Source organism: Rhodococcus sp. CH91, assembly GCF_022554085.1.
Taxonomy (GTDB): domain Bacteria; phylum Actinomycetota; class Actinomycetes; order Mycobacteriales; family Mycobacteriaceae; genus Rhodococcus.
Map to the genome: position 1 here is coordinate 215605 of NZ_JAKFYR010000004.1, position 14809 is coordinate 230413.

The window sequence follows — 14809 nt, forward strand, 5'->3', positions numbered from 1 at the left end:
TCCTTCTCTCACGGGCGGCCCTGACTCTCGGCGGCGAGCAGGGGTTCCCACAACCGGCGCGCGAGCACACCGAACCGACTCGGGTCGTCGAACCAGGAGGCCTCGGCACTCTGCGGGGTGTCGGCGGTGAGCCACCCGAACGTGACGCCCTGCCCGTACAGGTACGTCACGTGCCGGTCCTTCCCGTCGCCGAACGAGCCCCCGAACGCTTTCGCGGCGGCAGACAGCGCCATCTCCACCGAATCTCCGCGGTAGCGCCGGTCTGCGTACTCGGCCGATGCTCCCGTGACCAGCGGCAACGGGCGGCACAACCCTCGGTCGCGCAGATCGACGAGTGCGGCGAGCACACCGGCGGCGTCGGCCGGGGGTTTCAGGGTCGAGCGCCAGGCCGGCAAGGACCGCGAGCGGCTGCGCCCCGTGGTCACCGCACGCCATTCACCCGGATGGCCCGAGGCAGCAACGGCGAGCAATCGCACCCACGCCTCGAGGCGATGTTTCGGTGACAACCGGGAGTAGGTGCTCCGGGCCAGTACCTCCCCGTACACGCCTCCCACGGTGCCGGTGAGCCGGCGTCCGCCTCCGAGATCCACCCGGATGTCGACGGTGCGGGCCCGGCCCACATGAACCCCGGCGCAGGCGTGCACCAGACGTTCGACGTTGTCGCTCACGGCGTCGAGCGCCTTCCTGCCGAGCGCGAACGGCGGAAGCGTGCCGCGACGCCATTCCGCGTCCTGGAAGGCGCCCGCGGACATTCCCGCCAGGCGTGCTTCGAGCATGCGGTCGCCGAGCTGCCACTGGGCGAGACCGTCGAGTTCGATGTCGAGCGCGTCGGAGATGCCTTCATCGGTGTCGGGGATACGCAATCCGAGACGCTGCCGGAGGAATCCCTGGGTCGGATGCGTCAGGAAGGCGACGAGTTCGTCGAGATCGACATCCTTGCGCTCCGGATCCGGAAGATCCTCCGTGACGAGCAGGCGCGATCGTTCACTTTTCGCCGAGCCCGCCTGCCCCGCACGGGCTCCCGCGAGCGCGGCGGTATCGAAGCCGAACGGAGCGTCGGCACGGAAGTTGCGAGGGTCGAACGGCTGTAACGGATGTCGCCGTACGATCCGGTCGTCGGCGACGTCGGCGCCGGTCATCGTCGCCACCACGTCGCGCACCTCGGTGAGCGGGATCGCAGGGGGGCGCGCCGCGCCGGTGACGGTATCGGCGCCGGTGTAGAACAACAGCACCCGCTCCTCCGCCGCCATCAGGGCATCGAGAAGTAGCTGTCGGTCCTCGCTGCGCGGATCCCTCTCGCCCACACAGGGATTCTGCGTCAGGACGTCGTCGCCGTCGACGTGCGCGGTACGCGGGAAGACATCGTCGTCCAGCCCGAGGAGCACCACCACACGGTGCGGCACCGACCGCATCGGCACCATGGTGGACACCGTGAGTTCTCCGGTCCGGAAGTTCGATCGCGTGGGGCGCCCGGCGAGCCTCGAGGCGAGCATGGAACGGACATCGCTCAGGGACAACCGGGTGTCGCCACCGTGCTCCACCGCCTCTCCGATCTCCCGGCGTGCACGGGTGAGCTGCCAGGCGTCCGCCGGGGCGACATCGGTGAGCAGGTCGATTCCGTAGGCGAGTTCGTCCGACCACCGCGCGGCGGGGAGCGGTCCGCGCAGTCTGAGCAGAACGACCGTCAGGCGGTCGATGTACTCGGCGAATCGGCCGGCGAGGTCGATGTCGTTGCTGTCGACGTCGTCGAGCGGCAGCGACAAGGACAGCCATTCACCGTCCGTTCCGTCGGCGGCCACGCCGAGCAGGATGCGGTCGAGCGCCGCACCGAAGGTGTTCTGCATGAAGTCGCCGAGGCCGAAGTTCTTCCGCTGCCACGAACCGAGTCCCCAGCGCGCACCCGTCTCCGCCGTCCACTCCTGCAGGCGTTCGAGGGCGTCGTCGTCGAATCCGAACTTCCGGCGCACCGGTGCGGAGGCGGCAAGATCGAGTACCTCGCTGGCAGTGACCCGCCCGTCGGCGAGAGCGAGCAACTCGGCGACCACCGCGAGCACCGGGTCGGTGCGACGCAGGCCGCGATCGGCGAGGCGGACGCGGAGAGTGTGCCCCGGGTGCGTGCCTACCTCGGCTCCGAAGGCTGCATGCACGAGCGGGGCGTAGGCCTCGATGTCCGGGCACATGACGATGACATCGCGGGGCTCGAGGGTCGGATCGTCGCGGAACAGGTGCAGCAGGCATTCGCGGAGGACCTCGACCTGCCGGGTGGGGCCGTGGCACGCGTGGATCTCGACGGTCCCGTCCGGTTCGGCCGATGCCGGCTCCGGTGCCCGGTCGTCGCGCAGATCCGCCTGCAACCGGCCGAGGAGGGTCTCCGGTGTCTGCGGCGACGAGTGGACGACGTCCGTGTACTCGAGCCCGGAGAGCCGGATCTGGAGTTCGCGTACGTCGCGGCCGAGCGCGGCGAGCAGCGGATGCCGCACGGCGAGTGCGCTGTGATCGTCGGCGCGTCGCGGCGACGCGGGGGGTTCGGCCAGGTCGCGCCACATCGCCGGACTCGGATGCGGAAGCCAGATGTGCACGTCGCGGTGGTGCGCGAGCGCGGAGAGCACCTCGAGGCGGACGGTGGCGAGGCGGGTGGGGCCGAAGACCGAAAACCGCTCGGGCAGGTCGACGACGTCCGGATCACTCCGCAGGCGGGCGCACAACTCCCCGAGTCGCTGGGAGGGGCCGTCGACGCCGATACGTGCCCGCAGGCGCCGCCACAATTCCGCCTGCCAGCGCAGATGACCGGCGAGTGGCGCCCCGGTACCGTCTGCGTCGTCGCCCGCAGCCCAGCGAGCGATCATCCCGGGACGTTCGAGTCCGTAACGACGCAGCAGTTCGGTGAGATGCGCCGCCGTGGCGTATCGGCGACCCACCCGGTGATCATCGACTCCGTGCCCGAGATGCCGGGCCAGAGTCGCGCACCAGGGTTCGCCCACACTCTCGTCGATCACCTCGAGCAGCGTCCACAGCATCCGGGAGGGATGCCAGGGGTCGTCTTCGGGGGTGATTCCCGAGGCAGCGGCGAGCGCCTCGTCGACGAGGCGGGAGGGAGACGGGAAATCGATGTTCGCTGCCACCCCGTCGCCCGCGGCGGAGCCGAGCATCCCCGACAACCGCTGGGTCAGCCATCGTTCGATGCCTCGTGCGGGCACCGCGACGACCTCCCGCGCGAAGGGATCGTCGAGGGGTTTCGAGAGCACCTCGGCAAGCGCATCCGCCAGGATGCCGGTGCGCTCGGCACGGTGCAGTATCAGCACGCGTCGATCTCCCTCGTCGTCGCTCGTTTCGTCCGGTACGGCTTATCACACCGTCCGGACAGGCGACTGCACCGCAGGTCGCGAGCGTTCCGGGAGCGTCCGCGTGAACAAGGGGGCTAGAGGGCAGCGACGAGAACGGCCGTCACTCCCCCGACCACCCCGGCAAGTGCGAGGCCTGCCACGAACGAGCCGGCGACCGCTCCCGCGACGACGCAACCGAGCAGGGCGAGGACGACGAACACCACCGTGCCCGCGACAGGATGCTCGAGCAGAGCAGGAATCTCCACATCGGCCGGGGCGGAACTCTCGTCCACCGCCGGGACGGCGGGCGCCCGAACGGTGGGGGCCGGGGCGGCGGTGGCCACTGCCGGGGGCGGAGTAGGTGCTGGGGTGGGAGTGGGTACGGATACCGGGGCCGGAGGCGCCACCGGTGCGGAAGTCACTGTCGGGGCCATGACGGGTGCTGCCGTGGTCATCGTGTCGTCCCCGCTTTCGTCTTGCTGATGAACGGCCGTCTCCTGGTCGCGGATCCCGGGGAATACCCGCGGACCGCACGCCTCGGCCTCGATCTCTCACAGTCGATGTGTGCTCCGAATGTTTCCCCGTGAGTAACCGGTCCAAACCGGTACCGAAGGGACTGGTGTGCGTCGGGTGATCACTACAGCATCGAACCCGACCGACTAGTGTGTTGTGAGTCACATCAACGTTAGCAGCTCCGGGGGCCGGGTAGCCGACAGTTGTCACGTCGTCTTCCGATCGATGTGCATTCGTCGGTAGATCACCGACTCTTCCAGTGCGAAGGAGGCGAACGCACGATGACCGAGAACCGTACGCCCGCGTTGCTCACCCAGTTGCGCACACTCCACGAACTGACCCACGCCGAGACCCAGGTCGCCGAGACCCGCGTCGCTCAGGCACGCACCGAAGCGGTGCGGAAGGAGCTGACCGAGAACGCCGAGAACTGCCGCATCCGTGCGGTCGCCATCGAGGAAGCGATCCGCGAACTCGGCGGGCTACCCGATGTCGTCGGGCCGTTCATCGGCCGAGCGGCAATCATGGTGAAGACCCTCACCGAGCAGGCACAGCCGTTCGACGAAGCACTGCTGTCCGATCTGGCCCTCGAGCACCAGCTGCTCGACCGTGCCCGATATGTGAAGGCACTGGCCACCGCGGGCGGGCACAAGTCCGTCGTGTCGCTGGCGGACCGCTTGATCACCGCGCACACCGCCACGGTGGAATGGCTCACCACCGTCATCGCGGAGGAAGCCCTCGGGGGCCCCGCCGCACTGCGCCGGACACCGCTGCAGGCCGCAGCCGGCGCTGCGGTGCGACTGGTCAACACGCCCGTCACCTGGTCGACGCGCGGAATCGACCGTGCGATCGATGTCGCCCGGTCAACGCGTCCCCGGATCGAATCGTTGCTCTCGCGCGGCGCCCACGCCGGTGATGTGGCGGCCAAGACGATCGGTGCCTCGCGCGACGCGGCACTCGAGACCGCCGAACGTGTGACCCGCCGCGAAGGTGCGGACGGCGCTGCCGAGGCCCTGCACAAGGCGCGCAGCGCCTCGGGGATCCTCACCTCGGAGGAACTGCCGATCCGCGATTACGACGAGCTCACCGTCCCGAAGGCCGTGGCGGCGGTCAAGGACCTGACCGAACCGGCGGACATCCGCGCGATCGTCGCCTACGAGGAGGCGCACAAGGCACGGCACGGCGTGATCTCCGCCGCCCAGACCCGTCTGGCGGCCATCGCCCAGGATGTGGTCGGCGTCTGACAGGCCGTCCGGTCACCGATACATCCGTCACATGATCGCCGGGTCCGTCACAGGGCCCGGCGATCGTCGTCCGAACACCCGTGTCGGCCCTACCCCTAACGGGTACGCGATCCGTACGTTCCCCGGAAGGAGACATCCATGACCCGTGTCCTGTTCGTCGTCAGCGCCGCCGACCATTGGACGCTGCAGGACGGAACCCGCCATCCCACCGGATTCTGGGCGGAGGAGCTCGTCGAGCCCTACACCGTCTTCGACGAGGCCGGCTACGAGATCACCGTCGCCAGTCCCGGCGGCCGTACGCCTGTGGTGGATCAGGCCAGCCTCGAACCGGATGCCGCAGGGGGCGAGGACCGCGCAGCCGCTCTGAAGGATTCCCTCGAGAAGCTGCAGCCGGTACTGGCCGGAGCCGCAGTCCTCGAAGACCAGCGCGCCGACGATTTCGACCTGCTGTTCACCCCCGGTGGCCACGCCCCGATGGAGGATCTCGCCGTCGACGAACGTTTCGGTGAGCTCGTCCGGCACTTCGTCGAGGCCGGTAAGCCGGTCGCGATGGTGTGCCACGCCCCCGCGGCGCTGCTGCCGGCCTTCGACTCCGGTGGTCGCTGGTTGTTCGAGGGGTACCGGCTGACGGCCTTCACGAACATCGAGGAGGTACAGGCAGGACTGGCCGACAAGGCTCCCTGGCTGCTGCAGGACCGCCTCCAGGAGGCGGGAGCGGTCTTCCTGTCCGCCGACGCCTGGGAACCCCACGTGGTGTCCGACCGCGTCCTGTACACGGGCCAGAATCCGGCGTCCTCCCGTCCACTGGCCGAACTCGTCGTCGCCGAACTGCCTGCGAGTTCTACGTCGTGACCTTGCGGACGAAGTCGATCGTCCGGTCGAGGGCGGCCCGCGCAGCGACGGTCGACAGGTCGAACTGGTACTCGTGTCCCAGTTCGGGTTCGTAGTCGTCCGGATAGAAGATCAGGTCCACGTCCACCCCGAGACCCACCAGCTTCTGTGCCAGGCGCCGCGACTGGGTGGCCGTCAGTGGGTCGCCGTTACCTCCGGTGATGCACGTGGCGGGAAAGTTCTCGGTGACCGAATGCAGGACCGACATCTGCCGGGCAGCCTCGGAGGCGGCGTAGTTCCGGGCACCGGTGTACGCCCACATGGCCTGCTCGATACCCCAGCCGATCAAACCCTGCCCACCTTCGAGGGCCGCGACGTCGTACAGCCCGCAGTCGAGAACCACCCCGCGGACCTGCTGCGCGTCCAGCGGCGGGTCGATCCCGATCGCCGACGCGTAATCCGCATCGGTGATCGCGAGGGCCATCTGTGCGGTCAGCTGCGCACCGGCCGAATCACCGGCGAGCACGATCCGCCCGGGATCGATGTGCAGCTCTTCGGCGTGTTCGAGCAGAAAGGCGTGGGCGGCGGCACTCTGCTGCACCGGAGTCGGGTATCGGCGGCCGGGCGCGAGCGAGTAGCCCAGGGAGACCACGGTGAATCCCGCCGATGCCAGCCGGCGGTAGTAGCCCGCATAGTTCGTGCGGTGACCCGACAGCCAGGCACCGCCGTGGGTCCACACGATCGTCGGCAGGGCCCCGGTCGTACCGGGCGGGGTGTACACGTCGAGGAAGGCATCGCGGTCTCCGGGCCGGTACGGGATATCTGCGACGAGGTCGGTCCGGGGCGCGTGCGCGGCGAGTTCCTTCGTCTGCCGTCGCGCGTCGCGGTCGAACACCCGTCGCACCACCAGTGCCCCGGGCACCGGCGTGAAGACGAACGCGGCCACCTCCACGACGATCCCGACGGCGAAGGCCAGTAGGCCCCACCGTCGGATGCGCAGTCGCGGCTTGTCCGTATCGCGCTCCGACACCTTCGACTCCTACCCGCTCACGTACCCGATGAGTCCGGATCGGACGATCATGTCAGACGACACCGCAGGATGTGGCCCGTCGGACCTCACCGCTCCTCGCTCAGTGCCTGAAATCTGGCCTCCTCCAGATCCAGGCGTCGCTGAGCCGCACCGAGGGTCTGCGAACTGTAGGTACCGCGTGACCGTGCGTCGAGCAGCGCCTCGCGTTCGGCGGCGATGGTGAGCAAGCGCAACCGGATGTACTGCTCGCGTTGTTCGTCGTGTTCCGGATCCGGCGACGACCCGATCTCCTCGTGCGTGCCGATCAGGCTGTCCGACCGGACACGCTCCACCACGTCGGGTTCCGCCTCCGGGGCCGCAGCGGTGAGGGCCTTGTCCCCCGATTCGGCCAGCACCGAAAGCAGATTGCCGTATTCGGAACGCAGGCGCTCCTCGTCGTCACCGGGGATCCTCACGAGTCGGATCACCATCGGCAGGGTCGCCCCCTGAAGAACGAGGGTGGTCATGGCCACGACGAACGCGATGAGGATCAGCTCGGCGCGATAGGGAGTGTCGACCGGCAGGGATTGGGCTGCTGCGAGGGTGATGGCACCGCGCATACCGGACCACGCGAGCACCACTCCCCCGCGCCATCCGAGGGTCTCCGTGACCAGGAAATCGGCGTCTGCAGCGGCCCGGTCGAACCGCCGGCGGATGTGTGCCCTGCGTCGGTGAGAAACCTTCACGTGGGCGTAGTGCCGCGCGAGCTTCTCCCTGCGGCGCGCGAGCACGGGCCGTATCTCGGCCGCTCTCCGTTCGTCCCGCTCGAGGACGGCGACGAGCGGCACCACGAACAGCATGCGCACCACGATGACGAACGCGCTTGCCATGAGGCCGATCGCCAGACCGTGCCCGCTCGGGAGCCCTGCCTCGTCGACCTCGTCGAGCAGGTGTTCGAGGCTCAACCCCATGAGCAGGAAGATGGCGGATTCGAGCAGGAAGGACACAGTCCGCCAGTTGAGTGCTTCGGTGACACGATCGACGGCACGCAGATGTCTCGGACTGAGATGCCCGGTGACCACGCCGGTGACCACGCCGGTGACCACCACGGCCAGCACGCCGGACGCTCCGAACTCCTCCGCCGGTACGAAAGCGACGAACGGGAGAATGAACGAGACTGCGGTGTTGAACACGCTGTCCTCGAACAATCCTCGAATCCGGACGTTGACGATGCCGATGACGGTGGCACCACCACCGAGAAGAGGAAGTCGCCGGCCACGTGCCACAGCGATACCGCTCCCGCCATCGCAGCGATCGCCGAGCGCAGCAGGACCAGCGCCGACGCATCGTTGACGAGCCCTTCACCCTCGAGCACGGTCAGCAACCGTGACGGCAGACCGAGCCTACGGCCCACCGAGGTGGCCGCGACGGCATCGGTCGGGCTGACGACGGCACCGAGCGCGAAACAGGCGGCCCATCCCAGATCGGGGATGAGCAGGTGGAACAGGGCGGCCGCGCCGGCCGTGGTCACCACGACGAGAAGGACCGCGAGTCCGCCGATGGCTTTGACGTTCCGCCGGAAATCCTGGGCGGGCATGTTCAGGGCCGCCGAGTACAGCAGTGGCGGGAGGATGACGGTCAGGATCAGCTCCGGCTCGATCTCGACATCGGGGACACTCGGGACGAAACTCAGTGCCGCTCCGACCACTACGAGGCCGAGCGGTGCCGCCAATCCGAGTCGTTGCGAGAACGCCGCCACGCTCACGATGCCCGCGATACCGACCACTGCCACGAGAGTCGGATCCATTCGGGTCATTGTGCTCGCTCGGCGCCGTCCTATCCGGTGAAGGCGAGTCCCCGCTCGGCGAGTACTTCCTCCAGGATGCGCACTGTTTTCGGGCCGACCCCGTGCAACGCCGCGACCTCCCGTTTCGTCCGCCGGGCAAGCTCGTCGAGTGTCTCGATCCCTCACCGTGCAGCGCGCGTGTCGCGGGTGCACCGATGGATGCGGGCAGATCGCCCGGTGCCGGAGACGAGGAGGTCATGGTCGGATCACAGAGCCGTGTGTCATCACAGAGCCGTGTGTCTTCGCCGCTCGTGCGATCCACACCGTGCGGTCTCCGCGGACCACCAGATCCGTTCGGTGCAGCACCGATTCGGGTCCGTGACCGGTGAGCAGGTCCAGCGTGTCGCGGTCTTCGCCGGACAGCGCCGGTTCGAACCCGGCGCGCATCCGGCCCAGTACCGCGTGGGCGTAACGCCGTGCGGTGTCGTCCACGTCGACACCGAGCTCGTCGTGTCGCTTCTCCACCATCTCGAAGCCGGCGCGGAGAAGGGTGTCGCTCCAGTCCGGGTAGCGGTTCCATCCGCGCGAAGCGGCGGCAGCGTGACACCTCGCTTCCAGGCCCGGTGTGCCGATCCCGATGTCGTCCGGCAGGAATCGTGGCTGCGACTCCATCTCGGTGATCACCACCGTCCCGCCGGGTTCCATCACCTCGAACAACTGCCGCAGCAGGGCATCGGGATCCTCGACGTGGTGCAGCGACAGCGCCGCCCAGGCGAGGTCGATCGGATCGACGGTCGGCAGCCCCGCGTCGAGATCGGCCTCGACGGTGTGCACGCGGTCGCCGAAACCGTTGCGCTCGGACGCCTTCCGGATCCGGGCGAGCATCTCGGGCGCTCGGTCGACGGCAACGACCTCCGCGTGGGGGAACCGGCGTGCCAGAGCGAGTGTGCCCGCCCCCGTCCCGGCACCGATGTCGAGGACGGTGCGCGGTTCCCGCGCGAGTTGCCGGGCGATCCCGCCCAGCAACTGTTCGACATAACCCTTGTGCATCTCCGCGTCGAGGTCCAGCACCTCCGCCATCGATTCGCCGTCCGGTCGATGGTCGTGAGGGTGGTGGCGCGGGGCGTGGTGAGTGTGATGGTGCATGCTTCCACGCTAAGCGCGATCATTCGATTCCGGCATATACTTTTGCCTATGGAGCAAGAATCGTCGGATCTCGACCAGCTCATCCGGCAACGCATCCGCAGCCTGCGCCTCGCGCGGGGCTGGACTCTCGACGCCCTCGCCGCCCGGTGCCACATCAGCCCGTCCAATCTGAGCCGCATCGAGACGGGCCGGCGCAGGATCGCCCTCGACCAGCTCGTCCCCATCGCGAGGGCGCTCGACACGACGATCGACCAGCTGGTCGAATCCGGCGGCGATCAGGACGTGGTGATCCGGCCGCAAGCGTGCGACACGCCGGGTTACACGACCTGGCTGCTGTCGAGGGAGCGCTCACTGGGTGGCGTCACCATCGCCAAGATGCGGATCGCACGGCAGGACGCGATGCCGGCAGACGCGCTCCCCGTCCACCCGGGGCACGAATGGTTCACCGTGCTCTCCGGAACGGCGCGACTCCAGCTCGGCGAGCGCACGATCCTCATCCACGAGGGCAATGCCGCGGAGTTCTCGACGATGACGCCGCACGCGATCACCGCACACGAGGGCGTGGTGGAGATCCTCACGATTCTCGACCACAACGGAGAGCGCGCCCACCTGCGCAACACCGGCGCGCGCTGACCTCCCCGAATCGCTCAGGCGTACAACCGGTCGACGAAGGCACCGAGATTGACACGGACGCGTTCGGCCTTCCCGTCGGCGTCGAGATCCTCGCGGTACCGGCTTCCCAGCGCGGGTTTCTTCTTGCCGCGCGCGTACAGCGAACAGGCCAGGTCGATGCACATGTAGGTCCCGACCGCGTTGCCGGCTCGCCCCGATTCGCCCACCTTGTTCGCCGTCATCAGTGCGATGCCGCCCTTGGTGTGCGTGGTCAGACAGACCGTGCACATCTGCGACTTTCCGGAGCCCTGCTGCTCGAATCGCAGGGCGATACCCACGAGGTCGTCGCCGCGCGGGACGACGATGTAGCCGCGGCCCGGGAAGGACGGGTCGGTCCAGCCGAGGAAGTCGAGATCGTCCCAGGGCCGCTCGTCGAGGTCGCGAGGAACCGGCAACCGCTTCGCGTCACCCTTGGAGCAGTTGACGAACGACGCTCTGATATCCCGTTCGGTGATGGGGTCCATGTCCGGGCGACCTTTCGTGAGCACATGCAACAGACTCACGGACAGTACGCCCACCCGCCGCATCGGACAATCGATTTTCCCCGGTGCTCACGCCGAGGAGCGCGGTGCTCCGATACCCGGATCGATCTGCACCGGACCGGCCGCGGTGGGTGTGACGGGGAAATCGAAGATCGCCGTCGGAAGATACACCGTGGCACAGGAATTCGGGATGTCGACGACGCCGGACAGCCGGCCCTCGATCGGCGCGGCACCGAGCAGGAGATAGGCCTGCTCGGGGCTGTAACCGAATTTCGTCAGATAATCGATGGCGTGCAGGCAGGCCCGCTGGTACGCCAATTGCGAATCCAGATAACGCTGTTCGCCGTCGAGCGTCACCGAGGTACCCGAGAACGCGAGCCACTCGGAGTACTGCGGGTCGGTGTTGCCGGGCATGAAGATCGCGTTCTCGGTGACTCCGTAGGTCTCCATCCCGCCGGGGATCAACTCGACCCGCAGATCGATGAAACCGCCCATCTCGATGGCGCCGCAGAAGGTGATCTCACCGTCGCCCTGGGAGAAGTGCAGGTCGCCGACCGACAGGTTCGCCCCGTCGACGAAGACCGGATAGAAGATGCGGCTGCCCTTGGTGAGATTCTTGATGTCCTGGTTGCCACCGTTCTCCCGCGGTGGGGCGGTTCGCGCGCCCTCGGCGGCGACCCGGTCGAAATCGGGCCCGGACAGACTGCCGAGAATGGCACCGTTCGGTTCGGGCGGCAGGGCGAGCGCCGGCTCGCGATCGGGGTCGGTCGCGATCAGGGCGGCCTCGCGCGTGTTCCAGGTGGACAGCAACCGGTGCGACGGCGCCGTGCCCATCAGCCCGGGATGCACGATCCCTGTGAACGAGACGTGCGGAACGTGCCGGCTCGTCGCCTTCTGACCGGAGAAGTCCCAGATCGCCTTGTAGGCGTCGGGGAACTGGTCGGTGAGGAAGCCCCCGCCGTTCGTCTTCGCGAAGATGCCCGTATATCCCCATCCCTGCCCGGCGAGCGGACCGGAATCCTCCTGCGGGATCGCGCCGATGTCGAGGATGTCGACGATCAGCAGATCGCCGGGCTTGGCTCCCTCCACCGCGAACGGTCCCGACAGCGCGTGCACGATGTGCAACGGGGCGTTGCGGATGTCGTCGGCGGAATCGTCGTTGTGGATCTCTCCGTCGAACCATTCGCGGCAGTGGACCCGGAACGAGTCACCCGGTTTCACGGTCGCGACGGGCGGGATGTCGGGATGCCAGCGGTTGTGCCCGATCTTCTCCTGATCGGTGAACCGGCGGGTCGAATCGAGGGGGAACACGACGTCGGGCACGGAGGACCTCCTGGGAAGCGTCGGATCAGGGTCGGGGTAACGATCGGTGCCGAGGGTCGGTCGTGACGGGCCGCGACGGGCGTCGCGGCGCACCGGGCAGGGCACCCGAGACGAGGCCGGGCTCGGAGGCGGTACGTGCCGTCGCGTCGTGCAGGCGCGCCGCCGTCGAACCGCCCCGTCCGAGGCGGGGCGGAGTGAGTGCCCGGCGGGCCGGCTGCGCGCAGCTCGGGCACGGTGCCGCGGCGGAGACCTCGCTCATGGGCAGGGAGACGTCGAAGGGACCGCATTCGTCACACCGGAACTCGTACAGCGGCATCGGCATCGCCCTTCACGCGTCGGTGTCTCGACCCTAACCGACCTTCGCACGCTCCGTGGGGTGAGTCATGCGGTCACGCGCTCCCGGCTCGTCAGCACCAGTGGTGCGTCCTCGGTGATCGCGATCGTGTGTTCGCTGTGCGCCGTACGTGATCCGTCCGCCGAACGGATGGTCCAGCCGTCTGGGTCGTAGACGATCCTGTCCGTTCCCGCCGCGAGCCACGGTTCGAGTGCGAGCGTCAGTCCGGGGCGCAGCACGAGGCCCCGGCCCGCGCGCCCCGTGTTCGGCACGTGCGGGTCCTCGTGCATGGTGCGGCCGAGCCCGTGCCCTCCGAACTCGGTGTTGACGGGATAGCCGTAGTCGTGCGCGACAGCACCGATCGCCGCGGAGATGTCGCCCAGCCGGTTGCCGGGAAGAGCCGCGGCGATACCTGCCGCCAGCGCGACTTCGGTCGCTTCGACGAGACGCCTGTCCTCGGGACGTTCGGCGCCGACGATGATGCTGCGGGCCGAGTCCGCGACCCATCCGTCGATCGAGACGGCGATGTCCATGCTGAGCAGATCTCCGTCGCGGAGCACGTAGTCGTGCGGGAGTCCGTGCAGCACCGCATCGTTGACCGACAGGCAGATGACGTTGCGGAACGGGCCGCGCCCGAAGGAGGGTGCGTAGTCCAGATAGCACGACACGGCACCGCGCTCGGCGATCAGCTCCCGCGCGCGCCCCTCCAGGTCGAGCAGATTCACGCCCGGCCGGGCGCGACCGGCGAGGTCGTCGAGCAGTTCCGCGACGAACGTGCCGGTCACGTCCATCGCCGCGATCTCCGAGCGGGTCTTCAGTTCCAGCACAGGTGCACTCCTACGAATCATCGAACGGTATTTAAATACCACCCTAACGCAGAGGTCGGTATTTTCATACCGAGACCGGATAGACTGCTCGTCATGGTGCGACTCCCCCTGACCCCCGAACAGCTCGCTGCCGGAAAGCGCCTCGGACGACGGCTGCGCGAGGCGCGAGGAAGCCGCACGCTCGCCGAAGTGGCGCAGGCGGCGGAGATCTCACCCGAAACCCTCCGCAAGATCGAGACCGGGCGCCTGGCGACCCCGGCATTCACGATCGTCGCCGCCCTCGCACGAGTACTGCCCGTCTCTCTCGACGAACTCGCCGAGCTGTCCCTCCCCCGGACGGACCTACAGCACACCGGGTAGCCGACCCGCACGTGCCGTAACGGCCGGAGGCGCCGACAGCGATATCCCTTCGAAATGCCGCGACAGGAAGGGACCGGGATGTCCATGCAGCCCCCGCCGGGCGGATACGGTCCCGGCACTCCGCCCCCGTGGCCCGCCCCTCCGCCGCGCCGGCCGTTATGGCCGTGGCTCGTGGGAGGCGCACTTCTCGTGGCCGTCCTCGCCGCAGTCGCCGCTCTGATCATCGTCCTGACCCGTTCGTCCGATCCGGGCCCGGGGGACCCCGTCGCTGCGAGCCCCTCCGCGTCGACCGTCACCGTCACCGCGACACCTCCCGGATCTGCGGCACCGCAACCGCAGACGAGCGCTCCGGCAGCTCCGAGCGGATTCCCGACCGACGGGACCCTGAAGGTCGGCGTGGACATCGACCCCGGCGAGTACGCGATACGTCCGACGAGTTCGGTCGGTGGATACTGGGAACGCTTGTCGTGCCTGACAGGCGACTTCGCGTGCATCATCGCCAACAGCGTCGTGCAAGGCACCGGCTACGTGACGATCCTGCCCGGCGATGTGGCACTGCGGATCGAGGATCTCGAACTGACGGCCACCGGCAATCCTGCACCGGCCCCACCGGCAAGACCCGCACCGACCACGCCGGTCTCCGGCGACACGGACGCCCAGGGTTTCGTCGGCGTGCCCGCGGCGCGCTGCAACCACACGAACCCGGCGGTCGTCATCGGACGGACCACCGCGTCGCTCGTCGTGGTGTGCGAGACCGGAGCCGGACGGTATTACTACAAGGGCGTGCGCCCCGAGGACGGAGCGGCGATCGAGATCGACGACCCCGCACCCTCGGGCGACGGCTTCGCTGCGACGAACGCGGGAGTGCAGTACCGCATTTCGCCGAGCTCGCTCGTCATCACCGAGGGGTCCACGCTGCTCGCCGAGGAGCCGATGCTGCAGTACTGGTCGCGCTGAGCGCC

The 14809-nt window shown here is 68.4% G+C and carries 14 protein-coding genes and 1 pseudogene; 5 read left to right on the plus strand and 10 right to left on the minus strand.

Annotated features, from left to right (window positions below; translation table 11 throughout):
- Positions 1–8 precede the first annotated feature (8 nt).
- Complete coding sequence (gene recC, locus MOM01_RS10250; RefSeq protein WP_241385315.1) at positions 9–3302, minus strand: exodeoxyribonuclease V subunit gamma; 3294 nt, start codon at positions 3300–3302, stop codon at positions 9–11.
- A gap of 116 nt (positions 3303–3418) precedes the next feature.
- On the minus strand, positions 3419–3778 hold the full coding sequence (locus tag MOM01_RS10255) for a hypothetical protein (RefSeq protein ID WP_241385316.1): 360 nt from the start codon (positions 3776–3778) through the stop codon (positions 3419–3421).
- 339 nt (positions 3779–4117) lie between these two features.
- Here MOM01_RS10255 and MOM01_RS10260 point away from each other — a divergent pair, with 339 nt between their 5' ends.
- Both MOM01_RS10260 and MOM01_RS10265 read left to right on the plus strand, forming a co-directional pair.
- Entirely contained in the window at positions 4118–5077 is a 960-nt protein-coding gene (locus MOM01_RS10260; RefSeq protein WP_241385317.1) for a ferritin-like domain-containing protein, read from the plus strand.
- Between the two features lie 138 nt (positions 5078–5215).
- Positions 5216–5929, plus strand: coding sequence for a type 1 glutamine amidotransferase domain-containing protein (locus tag MOM01_RS10265; RefSeq protein WP_241385318.1), 714 nt, complete (start codon positions 5216–5218; stop codon positions 5927–5929).
- Here the strand turns inward: MOM01_RS10265 and MOM01_RS10270 are convergent.
- The 4 genes and pseudogenes from MOM01_RS10270 to MOM01_RS10280 all read right to left on the minus strand — a co-directional run bounded on the left by MOM01_RS10270 (position 5919) and on the right by MOM01_RS10280 (position 9849).
- Entirely contained in the window at positions 5919–6938 is a 1020-nt protein-coding gene (locus MOM01_RS10270) for an alpha/beta hydrolase (protein ID WP_241385319.1), read from the minus strand. The two genes, MOM01_RS10265 and MOM01_RS10270, sit on opposite strands and share 11 nt — an antisense overlap.
- 86 nt (positions 6939–7024) lie before the next feature.
- Positions 7025–8203, minus strand: a complete 1179-nt coding sequence (locus MOM01_RS23090; protein WP_308196979.1) for a cation:proton antiporter domain-containing protein — start codon at positions 8201–8203, stop codon at positions 7025–7027.
- A 23-nt stretch (positions 8204–8226) separates the two neighbouring features.
- Positions 8227–8733, minus strand: a pseudogene (locus MOM01_RS23095) (cation:proton antiporter domain-containing protein); the annotation flags it as partial.
- A 225-nt stretch (positions 8734–8958) separates the two neighbouring features.
- Positions 8959–9849, minus strand: coding sequence for a class I SAM-dependent methyltransferase (locus MOM01_RS10280; RefSeq protein WP_241385320.1), 891 nt, complete (start codon positions 9847–9849; stop codon positions 8959–8961).
- Between the two features lie 48 nt (positions 9850–9897).
- On the opposite strand from MOM01_RS10280, the gene MOM01_RS10285 reads away from it, so the two are divergent.
- Complete coding sequence (locus tag MOM01_RS10285) at positions 9898–10482, plus strand: helix-turn-helix domain-containing protein (RefSeq protein WP_241385321.1); 585 nt, start codon at positions 9898–9900, stop codon at positions 10480–10482.
- A 14-nt stretch (positions 10483–10496) separates the two neighbouring features.
- Here MOM01_RS10285 and MOM01_RS10290 read toward each other — a convergent pair whose 3' ends face one another.
- The 4 genes from MOM01_RS10290 to map all read right to left on the minus strand — a co-directional run bounded on the left by MOM01_RS10290 (position 10497) and on the right by map (position 13487).
- Complete coding sequence (locus tag MOM01_RS10290) at positions 10497–10985, minus strand: FBP domain-containing protein (RefSeq protein ID WP_241385322.1); 489 nt, start codon at positions 10983–10985, stop codon at positions 10497–10499.
- A gap of 87 nt (positions 10986–11072) precedes the next feature.
- Entirely contained in the window at positions 11073–12326 is a 1254-nt protein-coding gene (gene fmdA, locus MOM01_RS10295; RefSeq protein ID WP_241385323.1) for a formamidase, read from the minus strand.
- 25 nt (positions 12327–12351) lie between these two features.
- The gene (locus MOM01_RS10300; RefSeq protein WP_308196980.1) at positions 12352–12648 is read right to left on the minus strand and encodes an FmdB family zinc ribbon protein; all 297 of its coding nucleotides are present in this window, start codon (positions 12646–12648) and stop codon (positions 12352–12354) included.
- Between the two features lie 59 nt (positions 12649–12707).
- Positions 12708–13487, minus strand: a complete 780-nt coding sequence (map, locus tag MOM01_RS10305; RefSeq protein WP_241385324.1) for a type I methionyl aminopeptidase — start codon at positions 13485–13487, stop codon at positions 12708–12710.
- A gap of 93 nt (positions 13488–13580) precedes the next feature.
- Here map and MOM01_RS10310 point away from each other — a divergent pair, with 93 nt between their 5' ends.
- Positions 13581–13847, plus strand: a complete 267-nt coding sequence (locus MOM01_RS10310) for a helix-turn-helix domain-containing protein (RefSeq protein ID WP_241385325.1) — start codon at positions 13581–13583, stop codon at positions 13845–13847.
- Positions 13848–13925: 78 nt separating this feature from the next.
- Entirely contained in the window at positions 13926–14804 is an 879-nt protein-coding gene (locus tag MOM01_RS10315) for a hypothetical protein (protein WP_241385326.1), read from the plus strand.
- Positions 14805–14809: the final 5 nt, after the last annotated feature.